25 protein-coding genes are annotated in these 19,864 nt (G+C 69.5%); 9 read left to right on the forward strand and 16 right to left on the reverse strand.

Features of this window, described 5'->3' with window-relative positions:
* Positions 1-53 precede the first annotated feature (53 nt).
* From ACFYRX_RS40525 to ACFYRX_RS40535, 3 genes are all read right to left on the reverse strand, one after another.
* Positions 54-938: a GntR family transcriptional regulator gene (locus ACFYRX_RS40525; protein ID WP_389111580.1), complete on the reverse strand. Its 885-nt coding sequence runs from the start codon at positions 936-938 to the stop codon at positions 54-56.
* A gap of 235 nt (positions 939-1,173) precedes the next feature.
* On the reverse strand, positions 1,174-1,959 hold the full coding sequence (locus ACFYRX_RS40530; protein WP_389111583.1) for an HAD family hydrolase: 786 nt from the start codon (positions 1,957-1,959) through the stop codon (positions 1,174-1,176).
* Positions 1,908-2,786 (reverse strand): winged helix-turn-helix domain-containing protein, encoded by an 879-nt coding sequence (locus ACFYRX_RS40535; protein WP_389111586.1) that lies wholly within the window; start codon positions 2,784-2,786, stop codon positions 1,908-1,910. Before ACFYRX_RS40535 ends, ACFYRX_RS40530 begins: the two co-directional genes overlap by 52 nt.
* A gap of 166 nt (positions 2,787-2,952) precedes the next feature.
* On the opposite strand from ACFYRX_RS40535, the gene ACFYRX_RS40540 reads away from it, so the two are divergent.
* Positions 2,953-3,141 carry a hypothetical protein gene (locus ACFYRX_RS40540; protein ID WP_389111588.1) on the forward strand — a complete coding sequence of 63 codons (189 nt, stop codon included), beginning with the start codon at positions 2,953-2,955 and terminating at the stop codon, positions 3,139-3,141.
* Positions 3,142-3,176: 35 nt separating this feature from the next.
* Here the strand turns inward: ACFYRX_RS40540 and ACFYRX_RS40545 are convergent, their stop codons facing one another.
* The gene (locus ACFYRX_RS40545) at positions 3,177-4,091 is read right to left on the reverse strand and encodes a winged helix-turn-helix domain-containing protein (protein WP_389111591.1); all 915 of its coding nucleotides are present in this window, start codon (positions 4,089-4,091) and stop codon (positions 3,177-3,179) included.
* A gap of 185 nt (positions 4,092-4,276) precedes the next feature.
* On the opposite strand from ACFYRX_RS40545, the gene ACFYRX_RS40550 reads away from it, so the two are divergent.
* Positions 4,277-4,462 (forward strand): hypothetical protein, encoded by a 186-nt coding sequence (locus ACFYRX_RS40550; protein WP_389111594.1) that lies wholly within the window; start codon positions 4,277-4,279, stop codon positions 4,460-4,462.
* Between the two features lie 193 nt (positions 4,463-4,655).
* On the opposite strand, the gene ACFYRX_RS40555 is transcribed toward ACFYRX_RS40550, so the two are convergent.
* The gene (locus ACFYRX_RS40555) at positions 4,656-5,909 is read right to left on the reverse strand and encodes a GNAT family N-acetyltransferase (RefSeq protein ID WP_389111596.1); all 1,254 of its coding nucleotides are present in this window, start codon (positions 5,907-5,909) and stop codon (positions 4,656-4,658) included.
* Positions 5,910-6,093: 184 nt separating this feature from the next.
* Positions 6,094-6,753, reverse strand: a complete 660-nt coding sequence (locus ACFYRX_RS40560) for an aerial mycelium formation protein (protein WP_389111598.1) — start codon at positions 6,751-6,753, stop codon at positions 6,094-6,096.
* Between the two features lie 168 nt (positions 6,754-6,921).
* Between ACFYRX_RS40560 and dtd the strand changes: the two genes are divergently transcribed.
* Positions 6,922-7,347: a D-aminoacyl-tRNA deacylase gene (gene dtd / locus ACFYRX_RS40565; RefSeq protein ID WP_389111600.1), complete on the forward strand. Its 426-nt coding sequence runs from the start codon at positions 6,922-6,924 to the stop codon at positions 7,345-7,347.
* A 31-nt stretch (positions 7,348-7,378) separates the two neighbouring features.
* Here dtd and ACFYRX_RS40570 read toward each other — a convergent pair whose 3' ends face one another.
* Complete coding sequence (locus tag ACFYRX_RS40570) at positions 7,379-9,184, reverse strand: helix-turn-helix domain-containing protein (RefSeq protein ID WP_389111603.1); 1,806 nt, start codon at positions 9,182-9,184, stop codon at positions 7,379-7,381.
* Between the two features lie 198 nt (positions 9,185-9,382).
* On the opposite strand from ACFYRX_RS40570, the gene ACFYRX_RS40575 reads away from it, so the two are divergent.
* Entirely contained in the window at positions 9,383-10,105 is a 723-nt protein-coding gene (locus tag ACFYRX_RS40575) for a hypothetical protein (RefSeq protein WP_389111606.1), read from the forward strand.
* Positions 10,106-10,123: 18 nt separating this feature from the next.
* On the opposite strand, the gene ACFYRX_RS40580 is transcribed toward ACFYRX_RS40575, so the two are convergent.
* From ACFYRX_RS40580 to ACFYRX_RS40605, 6 genes are all read right to left on the reverse strand, one after another.
* Positions 10,124-11,089 carry a YgfZ/GcvT domain-containing protein gene (locus ACFYRX_RS40580; RefSeq protein ID WP_389111608.1) on the reverse strand — a complete coding sequence of 322 codons (966 nt, stop codon included), beginning with the start codon at positions 11,087-11,089 and terminating at the stop codon, positions 10,124-10,126.
* A gap of 9 nt (positions 11,090-11,098) precedes the next feature.
* On the reverse strand, positions 11,099-11,536 hold the full coding sequence (locus tag ACFYRX_RS40585; protein ID WP_389111611.1) for a Fur family transcriptional regulator: 438 nt from the start codon (positions 11,534-11,536) through the stop codon (positions 11,099-11,101).
* A gap of 16 nt (positions 11,537-11,552) precedes the next feature.
* Complete coding sequence (locus ACFYRX_RS40590; protein WP_389111614.1) at positions 11,553-12,128, reverse strand: FABP family protein; 576 nt, start codon at positions 12,126-12,128, stop codon at positions 11,553-11,555.
* A 216-nt stretch (positions 12,129-12,344) separates the two neighbouring features.
* A complete protein-coding gene (locus ACFYRX_RS40595; protein WP_389111617.1) occupies positions 12,345-13,205 on the reverse strand; it encodes a hypothetical protein in 861 nt (286 codons plus the stop codon).
* Complete coding sequence (locus ACFYRX_RS40600) at positions 13,202-14,074, reverse strand: hypothetical protein (RefSeq protein ID WP_389111619.1); 873 nt, start codon at positions 14,072-14,074, stop codon at positions 13,202-13,204. The genes ACFYRX_RS40595 and ACFYRX_RS40600 overlap by 4 nt, the downstream gene beginning before the upstream one ends.
* On the reverse strand, positions 14,071-14,796 hold the full coding sequence (locus ACFYRX_RS40605; protein WP_389111621.1) for a hypothetical protein: 726 nt from the start codon (positions 14,794-14,796) through the stop codon (positions 14,071-14,073). Before ACFYRX_RS40605 ends, ACFYRX_RS40600 begins: the two co-directional genes overlap by 4 nt.
* 199 nt (positions 14,797-14,995) lie before the next feature.
* Between ACFYRX_RS40605 and ACFYRX_RS40610 the strand changes: the two genes are divergently transcribed.
* Positions 14,996-15,358: a DsrE family protein gene (locus ACFYRX_RS40610; RefSeq protein ID WP_389111624.1), complete on the forward strand. Its 363-nt coding sequence runs from the start codon at positions 14,996-14,998 to the stop codon at positions 15,356-15,358.
* On the opposite strand, the gene ACFYRX_RS40615 is transcribed toward ACFYRX_RS40610, so the two are convergent.
* Positions 15,352-15,735: a VOC family protein gene (locus ACFYRX_RS40615; protein WP_389111627.1), complete on the reverse strand. Its 384-nt coding sequence runs from the start codon at positions 15,733-15,735 to the stop codon at positions 15,352-15,354. The genes ACFYRX_RS40610 and ACFYRX_RS40615 overlap by 7 nt on opposite strands.
* A gap of 124 nt (positions 15,736-15,859) precedes the next feature.
* Here ACFYRX_RS40615 and ACFYRX_RS40620 point away from each other — a divergent pair, with 124 nt between their 5' ends.
* The 4 genes from ACFYRX_RS40620 (at position 15,860) to ACFYRX_RS40635 (ending at position 18,504) form a co-directional block, all read left to right on the forward strand.
* Positions 15,860-16,588, forward strand: a complete 729-nt coding sequence (locus tag ACFYRX_RS40620; RefSeq protein ID WP_389111630.1) for a DUF2993 domain-containing protein — start codon at positions 15,860-15,862, stop codon at positions 16,586-16,588.
* 389 nt (positions 16,589-16,977) lie between these two features.
* Complete coding sequence (locus ACFYRX_RS40625) at positions 16,978-17,817, forward strand: sulfurtransferase (RefSeq protein WP_389111633.1); 840 nt, start codon at positions 16,978-16,980, stop codon at positions 17,815-17,817.
* Positions 17,818-17,877: 60 nt separating this feature from the next.
* Positions 17,878-18,165: a DUF1416 domain-containing protein gene (locus ACFYRX_RS40630; RefSeq protein ID WP_007382995.1), complete on the forward strand. Its 288-nt coding sequence runs from the start codon at positions 17,878-17,880 to the stop codon at positions 18,163-18,165.
* 78 nt (positions 18,166-18,243) lie between these two features.
* Positions 18,244-18,504 (forward strand): DUF3099 domain-containing protein, encoded by a 261-nt coding sequence (locus tag ACFYRX_RS40635; protein ID WP_389111636.1) that lies wholly within the window; start codon positions 18,244-18,246, stop codon positions 18,502-18,504.
* Positions 18,505-18,568: 64 nt separating this feature from the next.
* On the opposite strand, the gene ACFYRX_RS40640 is transcribed toward ACFYRX_RS40635, so the two are convergent.
* A complete protein-coding gene (locus ACFYRX_RS40640; RefSeq protein ID WP_389111638.1) occupies positions 18,569-19,579 on the reverse strand; it encodes a hypothetical protein in 1,011 nt (336 codons plus the stop codon).
* 2 nt (positions 19,580-19,581) lie between these two features.
* Positions 19,582-19,836, reverse strand: a complete 255-nt coding sequence (locus ACFYRX_RS40645; protein WP_123761663.1) for a MoaD/ThiS family protein — start codon at positions 19,834-19,836, stop codon at positions 19,582-19,584.
* Between the last annotated feature and the right edge of the window lie 28 nt (positions 19,837-19,864).

Below are 19,864 nucleotides of genomic sequence, written 5' to 3' on the forward strand. Positions count from 1 at the left end.
ACTTCACTCCTTGGCTTCACACCGTTCGAGAATTGTAACGAACAGCAACGCAATCAGGACGGGTCGTAGCGGTGCCAACAGGAATCGAACCAGTCTTGCCAGCTTTGCATGAACACGGAGCCGATGGCGTTGGGATCACCCTCGTCATGAGCGAGCCGTATCAACGTAGATCCCAGCCCCAGGACGTCCCAGGCGTCGATCTCGGTGTCGTCGTCCATCAGGATCGTGCGCTCCACGATCTTGTACGGGCCGAGCAGCCCCTCGACCCCACGCCGCAAATACAGCTTGTGCGTCGGAACGAGCGGGACCTCACGGACCTTCACTTCCACGTCGGCCACGAATCCGTCGCTTTGGAGATTGCGCAGGGCGTTGCGGAGAGAGGAAGTATGCCGACGGATGATCTCCCGAGTCCGAGCCTGGAGGATCCTGTTCAGCTCCTTCACGTCAGCCTCGGGGTCCTTTGGCGTCCTCGCCCGCGGATACGGCAGCTCGATCTCGTCCGAGGGCAGCAGTATCCGGAGCGCGATGCGCTCGGGGGCAGGGATCAAGCCACTACGGATCGCCTCGGCCTGCACCCGCATGTGGGTGTCGAGGCTCTCCGAGGTGAAGGTGAAGACGTCCAGCTCCACAACTGGCTGAGCGAAGGCTCGGGCGACAAACGGTCCGAGTGCTATGCGGCCGGGCGGCACCTTGGTCTGCGTCGTCACGTGTATGGGGAGCGTCACCCGGACCTTCGAGCCACTGCCCCGGCGGGACTCGATCCAGCCCTCGATCCTCAGCTCGTTCAGAACACGCTGGATCGTGTCGCGCGAGACGTCGAATTCTTCGGCCAGAGCACGCTGCGCAGGCAGGTTGGAGCCCGGCCGGTACTCGCCATCGGCGATACGGGACCGCAGCGTTGCCAGGATGCTGGCTCCTTTGCCGCGTTCTTCGCTCACACCGCGACGGTACCTCCAGTACCGGCCACTCAAACCGGTTTCGGTCCGCATGCAGTCAAATCTGCCGATCCAACAGACCAGATTTGACAGGCTGGTTAGTCGATCAACCGGCCAGGGCACAACCACATTCACAGAAGCCAGTCCAATTGGACCGGTACTTGATCAGCTTCATCGAAGTGGACGGGGAGTGGACGGCATGGTGGACCGGTTACGTGCCTGCGGTGCAGCCGACAGCTCAGGGAAGGCTGCGCAGGACGTCCAAGATCTGCTCCATCGAGCGCACAACCACCTCTGCGCCCGCACGCCTCAGGATCCGCTCCTTGTCCTCGTTACGCGCGTAGCCGAGGAACGACACCCCCGCCTGTTGTGCGGCCAGGAGGTCCGTGTCCGCGTCGCCGATCATCAGCGTGGCCGATGGCACGGCTCCCATGGCCTTGATGGCCTCTTCCAGGCAGTGCGGGTTCGGTTTCATCAGATCCAGGTTCGGCGTACGGCCGTAGATGTACGGGAAGCAGCCGGTCAGCCCACGGCTCTCGACGTACGCCGTCGCCGCGAGGGCGGCGTTGTTGGTGGTGATCGCGAACCTGACGCCGAACGTCGACCACGTCCTGATCAACGGATCGGCGTGCGGAGTGGGCATCGCCTTGGGGACGGCCTCCAGTTCGCGCCGGGTGAGCCATTCCTCCAGCGCGAGGACCAGATCGCTTCCGCGATGCCGTTCATGGACACCCCGCAGCGCCACGTGCGGATCGTCGCCGGATCGTTCCTGCTTGGTCAGCAGTGCGCCCATGCCCAACCCGTCGATCATCCGGACCAGTTCATCGGCTATCTCGTGCGCCGGATACCCCGCGAACAACCGGCACATCGGCCCGTCCATGTCCCAGAGCACGTACCGGGCGGAGGCGACCAGTGATGCGAGTCGTGCTGTCTCTGCTGTCACCGGTTCAGTGTGCGTCTTCTGAGGAGTCACTAGGAGAGTGTCAGGTCCGTGGTGATGGTTTCCCAGAGGGCGTTGAACCACTTCTGCGATTGCTCCACGAATGCGGCGTCGCGTTGGCCGGCGTTCTCGTCGAAGGAGAAGAGAAGGGAAGCCGAGCCCAGGACGTCGTACATGTCGAGCATTCCGCTGTCGGAGAGTTCCTCGCGGCGCGTGACCATGTAGTACGCGAGCAACGCCTCCGTGCCGTTCAGCAGATACAGCTTCACCGGCGGTGTGAACGGCAGTGCACGGAATCTGACGTTGACGTCGATGCCGTGGGACGAGCGCAGGGCCTGGAGGTTGTGGCGCAGGACGTGGCCCTGGGCGTTGCGCTGGGTCAGCCAGCGCTGGTGGACCGGGTTGTCGTCGTCGAGAACCTCGACCGGGACCGGGAAGGCCAGGGCGATGTCCCGGGACGGCAGCAGGATGCGGACGTCGATCGACTCGGGGTGGATGGTGCCCTCGTGGATGAGTCGGAGTGGTTCGCCCAGGGCCACCATCAGGGTCTCCGCCGTCAGGCAGGCCGCGTCGATCCGGACGTGCGGGGCGGTGAACGCCTCCGACAGGCGGGGCGCCAGGCCGACCATCGTCGGCTGCGGCTCACCCGTCACCGGTACCCGCTCCGCGATCCGCGGCGGGCTCCCCTTGCTCACGTTGCTGAGCAACCCGTCCTCCTGCAGTGCGCGCAGCGCCTGGCGGACCGTGCCCCGTTCCACTCCGAACTCCTCGGCGAGTTCGGCCTGGGTGGGCAGGCGGTCGCCCGCCTTGAGGTCACCGCCGCGGATGCGTTCCCGCAGGGTGTCGGCGATTTCCTGGGGCGAGAGCCTTCTGCTGCCGTTCACTGCCACGTTCTCCTGGGTCACGACCAAACGTTACAACTCCAATCCATCTATGGGGAGTTGTACGGAAGTTGTTTATCAACCACCACCAAGTGGGGACAACATAGTCAGAGTTGGTAACCAACTTGGTTAAGTTGGTCGAAGTTTTACCTCCGCGCCCGCCCTGTCCGCCCGGAAGCCCGAAGGAGGAACCAACATGCCGGCCCTCGCCCTCCTCGCCGCCGTCTTCGTAGTCGGTGTCGAGCAGACCTTGCAGTGGAAGTACGGCGCCAGCGGCATCATCGGGATGCTGCTGCTCACCATCGGCATCAAGGCCAAGAACCCCGCGATCAGTTCGACCGGAGCGGTCGTGCTCGCCCTGCTGGTCGCGGGACCGGCCCTGTGAGTGAAAAGCGCATCCGTCAGCCGGTGTGGGAGACATCAGTTCGTGAGTTCCAACTCCGAACTGATCGTCTCCCACAGTGCGTTGAACCAGAGGTGGGACTGCTCCACGAAGGTCGTGTCCCGCAGGCCGGCGCCCTGCTCGAAGGCGAACAGCATCGACTGCGTGCCGGCGGAGTCGTAGAGCTCCATGGGCTCGTGGTCGATCTCCGCCTTGCTGCGCGACAGCGTGTAGTAGGCGAAGAGCGCCTCCTCGCCGTTGAGCAGGTAGAGCTTCACCGGTGGCGTGAAGGGCAGGGCGCGGAAGGAGACGTGTACGTCGATGCCGTGCGTGGCGCGCAGCGCGAGCAGGTTGTGCCTCAGGACCTGGCCCTGGGCGTTGCGCTGGGCCAGCCAGCGCTCGTGGACCGGGCCGTCGTCGGTGCGGCCCTCGACCGGAACCGGGAAGGCGAGGTCGATGTCCCGGCCCGGCAGCAGGACACGCACGTCGATCTTGGCCGGATTCAGCCGTCCGGCGTGGATCTGGCGCAGCCCCTCGCCGATGGCGAGGTTGAGGGACACCGACGTCAGGCACAGTGCCTCTATCTCGACGTGCGGGGCCGCGAAGGCGGAGGCGATCCGGGGGCCGAGGGCGACCGTCGTGGGCTGCGGCGTGGCCGCGGGGCCGGTGAGCGCCCGATGGACGCCCAGGTCGGGGGCGACGGTCGCCGGGCTTCCCTTGGACACGTTGGTGAGCAGGTGTTCCGCCTGCAGCAGGTGCAGCGCCTGCCGTACGACCCCGCGCTCGACGCCGAACTCGTCGGCCAGCCGCGCCTGCGTGGGCATGCGCTGACCTGGCCGCAGCGTGCCGGACCGGATCCGGGCGCGGAGTTCGTCGGCCACCTCGTGTGACGTATGTGGCCGCTGTGACCTCTTCCGTCCATTGACGGAGGTGTGTGTCGGGTCCACGGCCAAACACTACAACTTCTCGCCATCTTTGGGCAGTTCACCGGAAGGTGGTTATGAGCCGCATCCAAGCGGAGATAAGTACAGTGAAGTTGGTCGCCAACTTGAGCAACCTTGAGAAACATGGTCAAACCTTCCCAGGGTTGGCCAACTCGGCGGCCGACAGGGGCCACCGTCCCGAAGGGGGGACCGTCATGCCGTTCGTCGCTGTCGCCATCGCCGCCCTCGCAGTCGGCTTCGAGGCACTCGTCCAGTGGAAGTGGGGTGCGATGGGCATCGTCGCGCTCGTCGCACTGACCGCCGGCATCAAGTCCAAGAACGTCGCGATCGGTGGCATCGGGGCGGTCATCCTCGTGATGCTGCTCGCCCAGTCCGGATGATGCCCGGATGACGCCCGCCCCGTCGGGCCCGGAATCCGGCTGATCGGGCTCCCTTCCGGAGGGGAGCCGGGAGCCCGGTCGGTCTGCACAGCCACAACTGAACACCGACAACCGAAGAGCTTCACCAGCACAGTCACAACTGAACAGCACCGCTACGGATGAACAGTCAGCCGTCGTCGGCAGGAAGGAGACCTCAGAACATGTCCGGGCACCAAGGACGCCTGGATGTACGCAGCAGGGCGTCGGCCTTCCGGCCGGCGCCCGCTTGTTCTTCCCGCACCCGCCCGAGCGCCACCAGCCGCACCGCCGACTCGTCACCGAGCCAGAGCGCCGCCAACTCCCCCACGTCCAGCGTGAGATCGGCGCTCTCCGTCGTCGGCGTGCAGGAGGCCCCGTCGGGCGAGGCGTCCAGCCGGTACCGGCCACCGGCCAGTCCGGCCCGGTCCACGACCTCCAGCACCAGCACGCCCTCGGCCTCGTAGGTCCGCGCCTCCAGCGCCCGTACGACGTCCAGGAGCCGCACCCACAGCCAGTCCGCCTGCGTGGTGATCCTGGCCGCGCGCGCGTCGGGCAGGAGGTGCGGGAGCAGGGCGTCGGGAGCGAGCGGGCCGCTCTTGACCTGCGTGACCCAGTCGATCGAGCACAGGTAGTGCCACAGGGCCCGCTCTGCGGCCGGCGTCGAGGTGAGCGTCCCCCGCACACTCGCCGTGTTCAACGGCTGCTTGGCGTCACCCCACTTGTCGTCCACCTCGTACGCCACCAGCCCCTCGACGGTCCCGTCCGCCGCCCGGTACACCGCGAAGTACGGCTCGGTCCACTTCGGGTCGACACGCAGGACCCCCGTCTCGATCTGCCAGAACCAGTCACCGCGGCTGACGGCGCCCGGCGTGACCCGGCGCATCCGGTCGTGCAGTTCGGGGGCGAGCTTGCGTACGTCGTCGGGGCCCACCAGGTCGATACGGCCGCCGTCCCGCAGGTCCGGCCCACGCCGGTCGAGGCCGGTACGGGGTATGTCGACCGTCCACTCGGCGGCCGAGGTGGCGGGGCCGAAGCCGTAGCGGCCGTAGATCCGGTACTCGGCGGCGATCAGCGTCGCCACGATGTCCCCGCGCTCCTTCGCGACGGCGAGGTCGCCGTTCATCATGCGGGTGAGCAGACCGCGCCGACGATGGGTGGCGGTCACGGTGACACCGGTGATCGCGTCGGCGGCCACGAACCCGCCGCCCACCGCCGTGACCTCCTGCGCGAAGGACCGGAAGGTCGCCACACAGCGATCCCCCTCGAAGGCACCGAGGTACCGACCGGGCTCGAACTGCCCCCTCCGCGCCTCCAGTTCCGCCTCCGAAACGACCGGTCCCCGCAGAAATCCGGCGTGCACCGCCCGAAGCCACTCGGGAAACTCGGCCTCGGTGATTGGACGGACGTCGATGTCGGCTCGGTCGCTCATGGGGTCACGGTAGGTCGGCGAGGGTGAGGTGTCGCCTCGTTTTCGGCGCTACGGGTGCCTCGTCCGCCGCGCCCGCCGCCTCGTTGGCAGCGCTGTGGACGGCTCGCTCCCGGCGCTGTGGCCATCGGATTGCCTGCGCCGGGGTCAGCACATTCCCGGCGCTGGAGTCGCCCCGTTCGCCGCCCTACGTCAGCAGGTCCTCCACCTGCGCCTCCCCCTCCCGGTACCGCCGGGTGATCTCCCCGCTGCACTCGTCCGCCGTCCGCTGCAGCCGCTGGCGTCGCCCGGACACCTGCTGCTCGTACCGCACGAGTCGCCCCATCGCGGTGTTCAGCTCCAGGTCGGTCCGTGCGTCGAGGTCCGACAGTTCGACCTCGGCGAGCATCTCCGCGGCCAGCAGCCGGTACTCCTCGCTGTACGGCGTGCCCAGCGTGACGTGGCGGGCCGAGGAACGGTGGCGGGCGGGGGCGTCGGTGAGGATCTCCGGGAGCCGCGCGACGACCGGCCCCTCGCCGGCGTCGGGAAAGGCCCCCGCCCCCGTCGGGGAACGGCGTGCCAGTTCGGCGCGGAGGATGTCGATACGGCCCTGCAGCAGCCGTCGGACATAGCTGAGGTCCGCCTCGTCCCGCTGGGCGTCCCGGCGCAGGGTGCGCAGTTCGGGCAGGCTCAGCGTGGGGAGGGCGTGCTCGGGCGGCTCCGAGGGCAGCAGGTGGCTGTCCGTTCGCTGCGCGGGTGGTCGGGGGGACTCCGGGTTCGCCCCGCGGGCAGCGCCCTGCGATCGCGGTGTCTCGGGGCCTGCCCCGCGGACGGGCCCGGAATGCTGCCCGGTACTCGGTGTGCTCATGCGCCTCTATCGTCCCCTCGACCGGCGTGTGGAAGCATCGTGCCACCCCAAGTGGCCGCTATGTGACCGAGTGCCCCCGAACGGCCCTGAACAGCCCCAGATGGGGGGTTAAGGATCAGAAACGAACCCGCGCGCAGTACCGTTCCGCGGGCCCGGCATGATGGTCGTATGCGTGCAGTGGTGCAGAGGGTGGACGGCGCGAGCGTCGTCGTCGACGGTGAGACGGTCGGGGAGATCAGCGGCGAGGGACTGTGTGTCCTGGTCGGGGTCACCCACGAGGACACCAAGGAGAAGGCGGCCCAACTGGCCCGCAAACTCTGGTCGGTACGCATGCTGCACGACGAGAGGTCGTGCAGCGACATCGACGCCCCGCTGCTCGTGATCAGCCAGTTCACGCTGTACGGCGACGCCCGCAAGGGCCGCCGCCCGACCTGGAACGCCGCCGCCCCCGGCGATGTCGCCGAGCCCCTCGTCGAGGAGGTCGTCGCCCAACTGCGCGCACTGGGGGCGACGGTGGCCACCGGACGCTTCGGCGCCCAGATGCGGGTGTCCCTGACGAACGACGGTCCCTTCACGGTGCTTCTGGAGATGTGACGCGTCACGGCCCGGCCGGGGGTGTCACCCGTCACCCCTCTTCCGGGCAGGTGAGCAGGAACTCCCGGCAGTCCCGGGCCACCGCCGCCATGCCGAGCTCCCCGGCCGTGGTGAGCGCGGTCCTGGCCAGGCCGCGAGCACCGGCCCGTACCGCGACGGAGTCCGCCCGCAGCCGCGCGCGGGCCTCGTCGAGGCGCAGGCGCGCCATCTGCGCCGGCGAGTGCTGGGCCAGCCGCACCGCGCGGCGCAGGTGCCCGAGCGCGGTCTCCGGCTCCCCCGCGACCAGCGCCAGCAGTCCGCTGAAGCGTGCGGCGGGCCCCAGCAGGACGGTCGGCCAGCCCGCGAGCACGAGGTCACCGGGGTGTGCGTCCAGGAGGGCGCGCAGGGGTGGGACGTACGGCAGCAACTCCTGAAGGCGTACGTCCCGCGCGGCCAACTCCGCGCAGGTCTGGGCGAGTACGGCCGCCGTGGGCAGGGCCCAGCCGCTCGGCGGGAACCTGGTGAACCCCCCGGTGTCCGCGGCGAAGGACAGCACCTGGTCGGCCGCCTGCTCGTGACGGCCGGTCTCGCACAGGGCGAGGGCGAGGCCCGCCCGCCACACCGGGAAGTAGTCGCGGCGCCGGACGCCGGACATGAGCGGGGAGCCGAACAGGTCCGCCATCCGGCCCTGTTCGTGCCGGAGCCAGTAGGCCTGGCCGAGGCAGGTCTGGCTGAGGGTGTCGGCGGGCACCGAAAGGTCGGTCTCCATGGCCTCGGCGATCGTCCTGGACTCGCCGAGTATCCATTCCTCGGCGGCGGCGAACTCGCCCTGCCACAGGTTCATCAGAGCGTCCAGCGTGCCCTGTTGCCAGCGCGCGAGCGTACTGTGCCGGTGGGCGGCGTGTTCGCGATGGCGTCGTACGGTCGCGTCGGCGGCGGTCACGCGGCCCACCCGCAACTGGTCGATGGCGAGGGCGACGAGGGCCTCGCCCATGAAGTACATCGAACGGGAGCGGGTGGCCACGTCCCGTAACTCGGCCGACAGCGCGAGGAGTTCGCCGGCGGGGGCGAAGTCGTAGAGGGCCCACCGGCATTCGGTGAGGACCTCGCAGTGGGTCTCCGCGCTGATGCCCGGCAGTCGGTCCCGCAGCTCCCTGAGGACTCCGCGGGCCCGCCCCACACTGGTGCCGGGCTCGGCCCCGGGGACCGCGGTGTCGTCGCCGACGCCCATGACCAGCTTCTTGGCGCGGTGCGCGGTCAGGCGCAGTCGCAGCTCCACCGCCGGGAGGTCCTCGCGGCCGGCCAGCGCCTGCAGGCTCTCGTCGATGCGCGCGAGGAGGTCCCGGTCGACCTGGCCCGGGTCCGACCAGCGGCGGGCGCACCGCACCACGGCGTGGGCCCGGGCCAGGTCGTCGCCCCCGGCGGCCCGGTAGGCCGCGAGGTAGAGGCGGCCGGCCTCGTACATGTCGCCGAGGAGATGGCGGGCGTCACCGCGCCGGATCAACTGGTCGAACTCGGCGCCGAATCCGTCGCCGGTGGCGAGGTCGGCCGGGTCGGCGGCGGGCCGCTTCACTGGATCAGCGCGACCAGTCCGACTGGGCCGCTTGGACCGCTCAACCCGGTCAGTCCGCTCAACCCGATCAGCTCGCTCCGGCAGCAGCCCCAGCAGCTCGCCCTCGGCGTGCAGGGCGGTGTCGCACTCCTGGGCCAGGGCGGGGCCGGGCGGCCGGCCGCCGTTCTCCACTCTGCTGAGATAGCTCTTGCTGTAGTTGACGAGCCGTGAGAGGTCGCCGAGCGAGAGTCCGGCGGCCTTTCTGCGCATGCGCAGCGCCTCGGCGAATTCCTCTTCCGGTGTCATGGCGCCTCCCCCGGGGCATGTCGTCACCTCGTTCGCCGAACACTTGCTCCCCGTGTCCGTACGATCGCTGCCCGTTGCCAAATTATGGGTTGTCAACGGCATACACGCCCTGTGTTTCCCGGAAGGGCCCACCCTGGACATGGAGAGCGCCCCGCACGGGGGGCGGGGCGCTCACGACGGGGAAAGTCAGGACACGGCATGCGTACACACATCACGTCACAGGAACCCCAGGAACCTCAGGAACACGACCACGCCCACGACCCCGACGCACCTTCCGACGCCGGCCGGGAAACGTTGTCAGGACCGCAGAGCATCCCGCGCACGGTACTGCTGACCGGTTTCCTGATCACCGCTCTCGGCGGTCTGACCGGAATCGCGGCGGTGGTCTCCGCGCTCGCCGGCCTCGGCGGAGCAGCCGACGAGGAGAAGCCGACGGTGCCGCCGTCGCCGTCCGCCGCCCGCACGGCCTCCGTCGAGATCCGGTACCCGCAGCAGGCCGCCTCGGTCCAGCACCACCAGAAGGTCTACGGCGTCGCGGTGATCCCGCCGCATCACAGCCTGTGGCTGGTCAGCCACAAAAAGGGCGAGGCCGCTCTGTACCTGCTGGGCCGGGCCCACATCGTCAGGCAGGGCAACGGGGCTGCCGGTCCGTCGAGTTGGGACGCCTGCCCGCAGATCGGCGACTTCCCGGCGCAACGGGGGGCGAGCTTCGAGATCGCCGCGGTACTCGTCCCTGACGCCACCTCCGACTACCTGCTCGGCGCCAGGACCTACGGCGGCGTCCAACTGGTCCCGGCGGACCCGGGCGCGGACGTGGCGGGCCTGGTCGGCACCCGCCTCCCGCCGGGCACCGACACGGTCCACCAGGACTCGGTGTGGGTGACGCTCGACCAGGGCGGCGAGAACTGCTCCGGCACGTGACCGCGTACTACGGCGCCACTACGGCTCCACGACCACTTCCTGCGCCGCGGCCGTCGTGTCGACGACGAGCCGCGCGTCCGGCGGTACGTTCCGCTTGACCAGGGCGAGCGCCACCGGGCCGAGCTCGTGGTGCCGTACGGACGTCGTCACGAAACCGATCTTGCGGCCGTCGGGCCCTTCGTCCGCGAGGCGGATGTCGGTCCCGGCGGGCGGCAGGTGCACCTCGCTGCCGTCCAGGTGCAGGAAGACCAGGCGCCGCGGAGGCTTGCCCAGGTTCTGGACGCGGGCGACGGTCTCCTGCCCCCGGTAGCAGCCCTTCTGGAGGTGAACGGCCGTACCGATCCAGCCCAGTTCGTGCGGAATGGTGCGGTGGTCGGTCTCGAAGCCGAGACGCGGGCGGTGGTGCTCGACACGCAGCGCCTCATAGGCGAGCAGACCGGCCGCGGGACCCGACTTCCCGGCGAACGACTCCAGGTCGGCGCGCGGCAGGAAGAGATCACGACCGTACGGCATCTCGCGTACGGCGGCGCCCTCCGGTACCTCCGCGATCGAACCGGCCGGCAGGTGCACGACCGCGAACTCGTCGGTGCGGTCGGCGACTTCGACCCGGTAGAAGAACTTCATCGACTCCAGGTAGGCGATCAGCGCGCCCTGGGTGCCGGGCTCGACGTGCGCCCAGACCGTGGTGCCGTCGTCCACCAGGTACAGGGCGTGTTCGATGTGGCCGTGTGCGGAGAGGACCAGCGCCTCGGTGGCCTGGCCGGTGGGGAGGTCGCTGACGTGCTGGGTGAGCAGCAGGTGCAGCCAGCTGAGACGGTCGTCACCGCTGACGGACACGACCCCGCGGTGCGAGAGGTCGACGAAACCGGTGCCGGCGGCGAGGGCGCGCTGTTCGCGGAACAGGTCGCCGTAGTGCGCGGCCACGCCTTCGTCCACGCCCTCGGCGGGGACGGCGCCGGGCAGGGACAGCAGGGGGCTCTTCATGTGTCCAGCCTACGACTCGGTAGTTGAAGCCTTGAGAGAACAGTCCTTGCAGCGGCCGAAGATCGCGAAGTGCTTCATGTCGGTCTCGAAACCGAAGGTGTCACGCAGCTTCGCGGTGAACTCGGCGGCCACCTTCACGTCCGCCTCGATGACGTTCTGGCAGTCGCGGCAGACCAGGTGGATGTGGTGGTGGCGGTCGGCGAGGTGGTAGGTCGGCGCCCCGTGCCCGAGATGGGCGTGGCTGACCAGCTCGAGCTCCTCCAGGAGCTCCAGCGTCCGGTAGACCGTCGAGATGTTGACCCCCGACGCGGTCTTCCTCACCTCGATGAGGATGTCGTCGGGGGTCGCGTGTTCCAGGGTGTCCACAGCTTCGAGGACAAGCTGACGCTGCGGCGTCAGCCGGTAGCCGCGCTGCCTGAGGTCGCTCTTCCAATCGGTGCTCACCACACCGGGAAGTCTAGAACTACTTGAAGAACGCGATCCCGTCGTCCGGCATGTCGTCCGGGAGGGCCTTCGCCCAGCGTTCGACCTCCTCCGGGGTGACGACCTTCTTCAGGTGCGCCGACATGTAGGGACGCAGCTCGACCTCGGGGGTCTGCTTCTCGCCGACCCACATGAGGTCGCTCTTGACGTAGCCGTACAGCCGCTTGCCGCCGTTGTACGGGCCGGAGGCGGCCGTACGGGCCACCGCGTCCGTCACCAGGTCGATCTGCGGCTTCTGCTTGGCCAGCTCGCCGTACCAGATCTCGACGACGCCGTCGTCGCGGACCATCGTCACCTCGACCTTGCGGTCGGCGTCGATGCGCCAGAAGCCGTGCTCGGTCTCCAGCGGGCGGATCTTGTTGCCGTCGTTGTCCAGCACCCAGGTGTGGGAGCGGTACTCCAGGAAGTCCCGGCCGTCATGGCCGAAGGTCACCTCCTGGCCGAAGTTGCACTTCTCCGAGCCCGGAAAGTCGTGCACGCCCGCGCCCGCCCAGTTGCCGAGCAGGAAGGCGAGCGGGAGGAGGTCCTTGTGGAGGTCGGACGGGATCTCGATCATGAGTGGCAGTTCCTCGACGGGGGTCAGCGCTGGCCCTGGTACAGCTTCTTCACGGTCAGTCCGGCGAAGGCGAGAACGCCGACGCAGACCAGGACCAGCAGGGCTTCGAAGAAGATCTCCACGGGGTGCTCCTCGGATGAGCGTGGTGCGGTACATGTACACAGGGCCGGGCCCCAGCTTACGCGGCCGGGACCCGGGGAACCGTGCGAGGTCTCCTCAGTCCAGCAGCTGGCTCTGGAGGGTCATCGTCTGGTGGAAGGGGACGGGGTTCGCTGAGCCCTTGCGGGACTGGACGACCAGGGCGAGGACGTCGCCGGCGCCCAGGTAGGCATGGCGGACCTGCTCGGTGCCGTACGGCTTGGACTCGGCGTAGGCGGCGGCGCTGATGTCCTCGATCCGGGCCGCGGTCGGGAACTCGTCGTCGGCGGTCGAGTCGGGGGCGCCGCGCAGGTCGTAGCCGGGACCGCCGAGCTGGACGATGCCCCCGCTCCACAGGTCGTCGACGACTGCGGCGGTGTCGAACTGCAGCAGGTAGATCCGGGTGCGCGTGCCGTCGGGGGTGGTCCAGCCGCGGGCCGCGATGTGCCGCAGACCGTTGTCGGAGAGCTTCTGCCCCAGCTCCTCGCGGTCCGCCTTCTGCGCGTACTCCGCGAGGAGGACCTTCGTCGGCAGCCAGCCGTCGGTTCCGCGCAGCGCCTTGTCGAGGGTCGCCCCCTTGGGCGCGGGCAGCAGCAGGGAACGCAGGTCGGCGTAGTGGCTGCCGGCCTTGTTGTCCTTGGCGAGCGGTCCCGGGCTGCCGGAGGGCAACGGCGGCTTCGTCAGCGTCGGGTAATCCCACCGCCCGTCCGACTCCGTCGACAGCCCCGGTACATCCGTCCGCGCCATCCCCGTGATCCCGTACGCCGTCCCCGCCCCGACCACCGCGAAGGTGAGCACGGCGGCGGTCCAGCGCAGGGTCGCCCGCAGGACGCGGCGGTCCTTGGGGGCGGGGGCGAGTGCCGGCTCCTGCGGCGCGCTCTGCTCGGGCAGGCCGGAGCTCTCGGGCTGGTCGGTCTTCTCTTCTGTCCGCTCGGTCATACCGACTCCCCCGGCTCCGCTATGCGGTCGAGCTGCTTGCCCATGAGCATCGCGATGCCCTTCTGCCGCATCGGTTTCCCGCTGTCCGCGGTGAGACTGACCAGGACGTTGCCCTGCAGCGCGGAGCAGTACATCGTGTCCAGCTTCACGTCGGCGTCGTTCGGCAGCAGGAAGCAGCGGGCGTCCTTGTGGCCCTCGATGCGGGGCCCGTCACGCAGGGCGGAGTCGAACGCGTCGAAGAACTCGTTCTGGAACTCCGCGATCCCCCGCGCCGCCGCCTTGTTGTCCAGCTGCATCAGCTGGATGGTCACCGCGGAGGCCTCGTCCGTGTAGACGGGGGCGAGCTCGTCGGTGCTGAGGTAGCTGCGCATCGCGATTCCCGTGAGGCGCTGCTTGTCGATCTGCTTCTCCAGCGCCTTGCGCCGGCTGCGGGGCAGACCGTTCAGCGACTCCTTGCGCAGGGCGGTGGCCTGGTCACCGTCGAGCTGGACGTCGTTCCCGTACTCCCCGATGTCGGGCCCCCGGCTCCACCCGCCGGCGTCGTACGGCACGAGCATCGCCGACAGCCCCGTCGCCGGCGCGGCCTTCGCCTCGTCGGCACCGGCCTTGGGGAACTCCCACACGGGGTCGCCCGCGTCGCGGTCGGCGCCGTCGACGGTGACCGCGGTCCAGCCGACGCCCGCGACGACCGCCAGGGCCAGCGCCACGGACCCGGCCACCGTGGCGATACGGCCACGGCGGACCGGCTTCTTCGCGGGCGTCACGGGCTCGACGGAGTCGATGGGCTCGCTGGAGGCGGGGAGCTCGGCGGGGCCGACGTCACCCACCTGCTGGTTCTCGTTCTCGTGCTCGTTCTGGTTCTCGCTCACAGCTTCTTCACCTGCCGCTCGGCCAGATCCATGATCTTCGCCTTCGGAATGGGCTTGGTGTCCCAGACGAAGATCTTCATGAAGACGTCCCCCCGCCGGGCGACGGCCTCGGCCTTGTACTCCGGCAGGTAGCCCGCCTTGGTCTCCGGCTTCGTGTGGACGTACGCCATGGCGCTCACGTCCCCCGGCACCGACCAGCTTTTGGTGCCGGCCTCGGAGTCCTCGAACTCGTTCTCGTTGTCGACCGCGTCGGAGGCCTCCAGCTCCTCCTCCTGCCGGAACTGGACGAGGCGGATCTCGACGTTGTAGGTGCTGCCGATCTGCCAGCCCGTGTCGGCCGCGCGGCGGAACTCCTGGGAGATGAGGGAGCTGAACGCCTTGTCCGGTCCGTCGTACGTCTCCGCCGTCTCGGCCAGCGTCATCCAGCGGTCGGCGGTCACCCAGGCGCCGTCCTTGGCTCCGGCCGGCTTCTTCAGCAGCAGCTTGCGCAGGTCACCGTCGGTCGTCACCCGGCGGTCCTGGGAAGCGGGCAGCGGTTCCGGCGCCGGGCCCTTGGCCTGGGTGAGCGTCGGCTGGGAGAGCGAGGCGAGCTTCGTCGGCTCCCGGTCTGCCTGGATCAGGTAGCCGGTACAGCTCCCGGCGACGACACCGAGTACGGCCGCGGCGGCGATCAGCAGTGTCGTACGACCCCGGCGGCGCACACCGGCTGTCTCTTCGGGCACTTCCAATGGGTCCCTCACAAGGCGTGAAGCGCGCATTCCGTATGCGCGCTCCACAAGAGACTCCTGGTCAACGCCCAGAGTTGTACGGCAGGTTGATCACGATCAGGCCACATCGGCAACGCTCACGACCCGGGCCCCGTCAGCGCGGACCGACACCCGCCGGCCGGGATTTCGACGCCGTACGCACTACGCTGCCCGCATGGCGAAGAAGCTCGTGATCAAGGTGACCGCCGGTGCCGATGCCCCCGAGCGCTGTTCGCAGGCGTTCACGGTGGCGGCGGTGGCCGTGGCCAGCGGGGTCGACGTCTCGCTGTGGCTGACCGGGGAGTCCGCGTGGTTCGCCCTGCCGGGCCGGGCCGCCGAGTTCGAACTGCCGCACGCGGCCCCGCTGCCCGATCTGCTCGAGTCGATCATCGCGGGCGGCCGGCTCACCCTGTGCACCCAGTGCGCGGCCCGCCGGGACATCACGGAGAAGGACGTCATCGAGGGCGTACGGATCGCCGGGGCGCAGGTGTTCGTACAGGAGGCACTCGCCGACGGGACGCAGGCGCTCGTCTACTGAGGCGTCCGGGTCCAGAGGCAGAAGGGGTGCCCGGACGGGTCGTAGAGCACGCAGACGTCGTCCTGGGGCTGGTACTCGGCGAGCCGCGCCCCCTCGGCCAGCGCCCGCGCGGTCTCGGATTCCAGGTCATCGACCTCGATGTCCAGGTGCAGCATCATCTGCTGGTCACCGGGGTCGCGGGTGGGCCAGACCGGCGGGACGTACGCGGGTTCGGTCTCGAACGACAGGGACGTGCCCTCGGTGCCGGCCGGCGGACCGATGAGTACCCAGTTCGGCTCCTCGCTGCGGACGACGTATCCGAGCAGGCGCCGGTAGAACCCGGCGAGCTCGTGCGCGTCCCGCGCGTCGAGCACCACGGTGGAGAGTCTCGCGGACACCGGGCCCGCACCTCCTGTCACAGCTGATCGACAATTCGCGGGGTCCCTTACCCGGCGGGGTTAGTCTCACGCTGCAAGGCCACCCGTCCGTCGACAAGACCGCCGCCCCTGGGGGACCCACCGCATGCGCGCCCTGCGAATACTTCTGATCATCACCGTGATTCTCGGCGGGCTGTTCGTCGCCGCCGACCGTCTGGCGGTCCACTTCGCGGAGGGCGAGGTGGCGGACCGGCTGAAGACGCAGGAGGGGCTGACGACGACGCCGAGCGTGGACATCAAGGGGTTCCCGTTCCTGACCCAGGTCGCGGGCGGGGAACTCGACGACGTCGAGGTCGGCATGAAGGACTACGACGCGGACACCGGTACCAGCGGCGGCACGATCCGTATCGACGACCTGAACGCCGCCATGGAGGGCGTCGCGTTCTCCGGCGACTACAGCTCCGCCACCGCCTCCACCGCGTCCGGCACCGCGAGCATCGCCTACGACCAGCTGCTGAAGGCCGCCAAGTCCCAGGAGACGCAGCTTCCGCTGGGTGTCACCGCCAGGGTCGTCGGCCTGTCCGACGGCGGCAACGGCAAGATCAAGGTCGACATCGAGGTGAGCGCCCTGAAGCAGCCCGTCTCGGTGCTCGGCACCGTCTCCGTCGTCGACGGGGACACCGTCCGGGTGCGCGCCGACTCGATCCCCAGCTTCGGCAACATCACCCTCGCCGACACCGACGTCCGTTCGATCACCGACTTCGACCAGAAGATCGAGGGTCTGCCCGGCGGCATCAAGCTCGACAAGGTCGAGGCGGGTGCGAACGGTGTGGAGATCACGGTGCGGGGTTCGAACGTCAAGCTGGCAGGGTAGGACGAGCGTCGGGCCGGACGCCGTAGGTCCGACAGGCGAGACGGTGACGTCCGCCCCGTAGATGTGATGACGAGTACATCCGCCCGGGAACCGTGGGGACACGGCCCGGGCGGCTTTTTGATCCCACATCCCGGACGATCGCGTCTCAGCATGCGACACACCGGTGACATGCCGGTATGTCCGTCCCTACGATCGACCACTATGAAGCGACAGGCGGATCTCACGAAGCGGCGGGCAGTAGACCTGTGCCGCGTCGCCGCCATGCTCTGTCGCCCCTTCTGAGCGGACGGCACCGGCCTCCGCATCCCCCGCCCTGGACTCCCAGGCATCCGTGCGCCCCGCGCACCCTTCCGCACGCCCCGCCGCAACTGCCCCGGAGGAGAAAGAGCATGAGCCGCAGCGACGTCCTGGTCGACGCTGACTGGGTCGAGGCCAACCTCGACAACGCCGACATCGCGATCGTGGAGGTGGACGAGGACACGTCCGCCTACGAGAAGAACCACATCAAGAACGCGATCCGCATCGACTGGACCACGGACCTGCAGGACCCGGTCCGCCGCGACTTCATCGACCAGGAGGGCTTCGAGAAGCTCCTGTCGGCGAAGGGCATCGCCAACGACACGCTGGTGGTCCTCTACGGCGGCAACAACAACTGGTTCGCGTCCTACGCCTACTGGTACTTCAAGCTGTACGGCCACGAGAACGTCAAGCTTCTCGACGGCGGCCGCAAGAAGTGGGAGCTGGACGCCCGCGAGCTGGTCGAGGACGTGCCCGAGCGCGCCACGACCGACTACAAGGCCAAGCCGCAGAACAAGTCCATCCGCGCGTTCCGTGACGACGTGGTGGCGGCCATCGGTTCGCAGAACCTGGTCGACGTCCGCTCGCCCGACGAGTTCAGCGGGAAGCTCCTGGCCCCCGCCCACCTGCCGCAGGAGCAGTCGCAGCGTCCGGGCCACGTCCCGTCCGCCCGCAACATCCCGTGGTCGAAGAACGCGAACGACGACGGCACCTTCAAGTCGGACGACGAGCTCAAGGAGCTCTACGCCGAGGAGCAGGTCGACCTCGCCAAGGACACCATCGCGTACTGCCGCATCGGTGAGCGCTCGGCCCTGACCTGGTTCGTGCTGCACGAGCTGCTCGGTGTCGAGAACGTCAAGAACTACGACGGCTCCTGGACCGAGTACGGCAGCCTCGTCGGCGTCCCGATCGAGCTCGGCGCCAACAAGTAAGACCCTCAAGTCCCACCCGACCGGCCTTCCTTCCGGTCAGACCCCTCTTTTGGAGAAGACATGTGTGGAGCGAAGGCCGGCGGCCCGGACGCCTCGACGATCAAGCCCGGTGAGACCACGATCCAGGGACAGGTGACGCGTGACGGCGAGCCTGTGGTGGGCTACGTCCGCCTCCTGGACTCGACCGGCGAGTTCACGGCGGAGGTCCCGACCTCCGCGACGGGCCAGTTCCGCTTCTACGCGGCCGAGGGCACCTGGACCGTCCGCGCCCTGGTTCCGGGCGGCACCGCGGACCGCACGGTCGTCGCCCAGCAGGGCGGCCTTGCCGAGGTCGCGATCGCGGTCTGAGGCATCCAGCTCGACCGGAGGGCCGTACCCCTGTCCTGGGGTACGGCCCTCCGGCCTTTCCGGGCCTACGCTGGACTCATGCTGGCACGACGGCGTCACGTCTACTTCGCCATGATGGGCACCTGCATCGGGCTGTTCGTCCTGGCCTGGGGAGTCGTACGGCTCTGGTCGATGCCGGTGGCCGTGGGCATGTGCGTGGTGGCCATGGTGATCCCCCCGCTCGCCGCGATGGCCGCCAACCGCCGCGGCCCCGACGACCGCTGGTGGGACGACCCCTCCGGCGACCCGAAGTCCGACGACTGGTGGGACGAACTGGACGGGAAGAAGCGGCGGCAGTAACTCGCACCCTCCAGCCCCTCCGGCGTTCGAGGAGCGGGGGTCCAGGGGGCGGAGCCCCCTGGCCTCAGCCGATCGCCCGCCCCAGCACATACACCGCCGGGGCCGCCGCGGACAGGGGCAGGGCCACGCCTGCTGTGAAGTGGACGAAGCGGGACGGGTAGTCGTAGCTCGCGACGCGGTGGCCGATCAGGGCGCACACCGCGGCGCCCGCGCCGAGCAGCGCGCCCTTCGCGCCGAGGCCCGTCATCCCGCCGACCGCGATGCCCGCGCCCGCCGCGGCGAGCAGGGAGACCACCACGGAGGCCGGGGTCGGCAGCGGCAGCGCGCGGGCCAGGACGGCGACGGCGACGGCGGCCGCGCCCACGGAGACCGCGTCGCGGTCGGCCGCGAGGTATCCGGTCGCGACGATGGCGAGTGCCGCCGAGGCGACGGTCGCCATCAGGCCGTACATCCGCTCGTCGGCGTCGGCGTGCGAGCGGAGCTGGAGGACCAGGCTGAGCAGGACCCAGACGCCGAGCGTGCCGAGGATCGCCGCGGGCCCGTTCGACCGGCCCGCGACGAGCAGCACCGCGTCCGCCGCCAGCGCTCCGAGGAACGCCAGCGCGATGCCCTGCCGGGCCGGCCACATGCCGTTCAGCCGGAACCAGCCGGCCGCGGTGACGGCCTGGAGGGCGACGAGGGGGATCAGAAGGGCGTACGACCCGACGGCCGCCGTTCCGGCGAGCAGCAGTCCGAGGAGCGCGGTGAGCGCCGCCGGCTGCATGCCGGGCTCGATGACCGGTGAGCGGCCTTCGAGACGGGCCCGCTGGGCGTCCGTGACCCGGGGGTTCCCGGCGACGGTGGCGGGGCCGTAGCCGTCGCCGGGCGTGGGCTCGGGGACCTGCGGCTGCTGCTGGGCGTACGCCGGGTCCGTGGGGGCCGGGAGCGGTGCGTGGACCTGGGTCTCCCAGGTCTGGCCCTGCCACTGCTGGGTGTACTGCTGGGCGGCCTGCTGCTCGTCGTAGCCCTGCTGGGCGTGGGCCGGCCAGCCCTGCTGCGGGTACTGGTCGTAGCCCTCGTACGGCTGGTTCGTCATCGTCACCCTCCTGCGAACGGCGGAAGCACCTCGACCGTGCCGCCGTCGGCCAGCCGTACCGTCTCATGTCCGCGGGTGCCCACGGGGTCACCGTCGACGAGGAACGAGCATCGCCGCAGGACGCGCACGAGTTCGCCGGGGTGTCGCTCGCGCGCCGCGTCCAGCGCCTCGGCGAGCGTGGCCGCGTCGAACGGCTCCTCGGCGAGACCGGCCGCGGCCTTCGCGGCGGCCCAGTAGCGCACCGTGACCTTTGGCATCCGCTTCCTCAATCGATCGGTGGTGTAC

It is taken from the genome of Streptomyces sp. NPDC005374 (genome assembly GCF_042872225.1).
In the GTDB taxonomy this organism is placed as follows: Bacteria; Actinomycetota; Actinomycetes; order Streptomycetales; family Streptomycetaceae; genus Streptomyces.

Excerpts from the sequence above, each read along its gene's own strand:
- ACFYRX_RS40620 (WP_389111630.1), top strand. The coding sequence starts at position 15,860 with ATGCGCGCCCTGCGAATACTTCTGATCATCACCGTGATTCTCGGCGGG.
- ACFYRX_RS40630 (WP_007382995.1), top strand. The coding sequence starts at position 17,878 with ATGTGTGGAGCGAAGGCCGGCGGCCCGGACGCCTCGACGATCAAGCCC.
- ACFYRX_RS40640 (WP_389111638.1), bottom strand. The coding sequence starts at position 19,579 with ATGACGAACCAGCCGTACGAGGGCTACGACCAGTACCCGCAGCAGGGC.
- ACFYRX_RS40575 (WP_389111606.1), top strand. The coding sequence starts at position 9,383 with ATGCGTACACACATCACGTCACAGGAACCCCAGGAACCTCAGGAACAC.
- ACFYRX_RS40635 (WP_389111636.1), top strand. The coding sequence starts at position 18,244 with ATGCTGGCACGACGGCGTCACGTCTACTTCGCCATGATGGGCACCTGC.
- ACFYRX_RS40595 (WP_389111617.1), bottom strand. The coding sequence starts at position 13,205 with ATGACCGAGCGGACAGAAGAGAAGACCGACCAGCCCGAGAGCTCCGGC.
- ACFYRX_RS40570 (WP_389111603.1), bottom strand. The coding sequence starts at position 9,184 with ATGACACCGGAAGAGGAATTCGCCGAGGCGCTGCGCATGCGCAGAAAG.
- ACFYRX_RS40555 (WP_389111596.1), bottom strand. The coding sequence starts at position 5,909 with ATGAGCGACCGAGCCGACATCGACGTCCGTCCAATCACCGAGGCCGAG.
- ACFYRX_RS40580 (WP_389111608.1), bottom strand. The coding sequence starts at position 11,089 with ATGAAGAGCCCCCTGCTGTCCCTGCCCGGCGCCGTCCCCGCCGAGGGC.
- ACFYRX_RS40645 (WP_123761663.1), bottom strand. The coding sequence starts at position 19,836 with ATGCCAAAGGTCACGGTGCGCTACTGGGCCGCCGCGAAGGCCGCGGCC.
- ACFYRX_RS40590 (WP_389111614.1), bottom strand. The coding sequence starts at position 12,128 with ATGATCGAGATCCCGTCCGACCTCCACAAGGACCTCCTCCCGCTCGCC.
- ACFYRX_RS40560 (WP_389111598.1), bottom strand. The coding sequence starts at position 6,753 with ATGAGCACACCGAGTACCGGGCAGCATTCCGGGCCCGTCCGCGGGGCA.
- ACFYRX_RS40610 (WP_389111624.1), top strand. The coding sequence starts at position 14,996 with ATGGCGAAGAAGCTCGTGATCAAGGTGACCGCCGGTGCCGATGCCCCC.
- dtd (WP_389111600.1), top strand. The coding sequence starts at position 6,922 with ATGCGTGCAGTGGTGCAGAGGGTGGACGGCGCGAGCGTCGTCGTCGAC.
- ACFYRX_RS40625 (WP_389111633.1), top strand. The coding sequence starts at position 16,978 with ATGAGCCGCAGCGACGTCCTGGTCGACGCTGACTGGGTCGAGGCCAAC.
- ACFYRX_RS40540 (WP_389111588.1), top strand. The coding sequence starts at position 2,953 with ATGCCGGCCCTCGCCCTCCTCGCCGCCGTCTTCGTAGTCGGTGTCGAG.
- ACFYRX_RS40550 (WP_389111594.1), top strand. The coding sequence starts at position 4,277 with ATGCCGTTCGTCGCTGTCGCCATCGCCGCCCTCGCAGTCGGCTTCGAG.